Genomic DNA, 1,196 nt, shown 5'->3' with positions numbered 1-1,196 from the left:
CTTGCAGCAGGAAAACACGGCGCTGCCCAAGTTCCGCCGCTTCGGCGGCTTCGGGGCGTACACCGAGGGCTGGGGCCTGTACGCCGAGTCGCTGGGCGCGGAGTTGGGCGTGTACACCGACCCCTACCAGCGGATGGGCGCCCTGAACACCGAGATTCACCGCGCCCTGCGCCTGGTTACGGACGTGGGCTTGCACACGGGCAAGCTGACCCGCGAGCAGGCCATCGCGTACCTGATGGCCAACGAGCCCATCGACGAGCAGCGCGCCACGGCCGAAGTGGAGCGCTACATGGCCAACCCCGGCCAGGCACTGAGCTACAAAGTCGGGCAGCTGAAAATCAGCGAGCTGCGCGCCCGCTACGAACAGCAGCTGGGCCGGAAGTTCGACCTGCGCGCCTTTCACGACGAGCTGCTGGCCGGCGGCGCCATGCCCCTGGCCGTGCTGGAACAGCGCATGGACGCCTGGGCCACCCGCCAGCGGTAATCCGCCGCCGGTGACCAACGGGCCGGTCGCGTAACGCCCAGCTAACAGGAGCCGACGTGCCGGACAAAGGTTCTGTGCGGGAATTTGTCTAATTTGAAGAGGAGATGACTCCATTTCATGGCGCTCCTACCTGTTTAGCAAAACGGTCCGATGCGCATTTTTAGTATCGCCCTCGACCGGATAGACGACCGCAGAACGGAAAACAAGGCCTTGTCCCGCTTATTTCGGGCGCAAAAGGCCCCCCGGGGCCCGGCACAGCCGTGTTTTTAACACGCCTAGTGGTTTTAAAAGTGGTTTTAACATGGCGTGTACATGGTTTTAACCCTGTTCACGCCATTTGGGCCCTGGTTTTAACCATGTTAAAACCAAAAGGGGGGTGGTTTTAACATGGTTAAAACAAAAAGGGCAGGTGGTTTTAACACGGCGCCGCCCCAGGGCCAACTGGCAGGGCGACTGTTTTCTGTCGGTGCGCCTCGAACGCCACCCCCGGCAACGCGCGCAGCTCGTGTCCGATAATTGCCTCACGGCGCACGCCGACGGCACCTTCGGGCACGGCGGCATTCTGTACCAGGTTTCGGGCGGCCAGTAACCCCCGCCTGAAAGGCCGTCGTGCTTGGCCCGGCGTTTACGCAAAGGGTCGGAAGGTAAACGCAGCAATTCAGTTTGAGGAGCGTAAGGACTACTCCCTTCCCAGAAGGTGCTTGGGCTCGGC

The 1,196-nt window shown here is 61.9% G+C and carries 2 protein-coding genes; both read left to right on the top strand.

The window, feature by feature from the left end; all coding sequences use genetic code 11:
• Positions 1–484 (top strand): DUF885 domain-containing protein (locus ACP7AJ_RS21280; RefSeq protein ID WP_426062246.1); only part of this gene is annotated, 484 nt, incomplete at its 5' end.
• Between the two features lie 409 nt (positions 485–893).
• Positions 894–1,073: a hypothetical protein gene (locus ACP7AJ_RS21275; protein WP_426062245.1), complete on the top strand. Its 180-nt coding sequence runs from the start codon at positions 894–896 to the stop codon at positions 1,071–1,073.
• The last annotated feature ends 123 nt before the right edge of the window (positions 1,074–1,196 follow it).

This window comes from Hymenobacter sp. B1770 (assembly GCF_049896385.1).
In the GTDB taxonomy this organism is placed as follows: domain Bacteria; phylum Bacteroidota; class Bacteroidia; order Cytophagales; family Hymenobacteraceae; genus Hymenobacter.
This window is presented reverse-complemented; position numbering and strand designations above follow the sequence as displayed.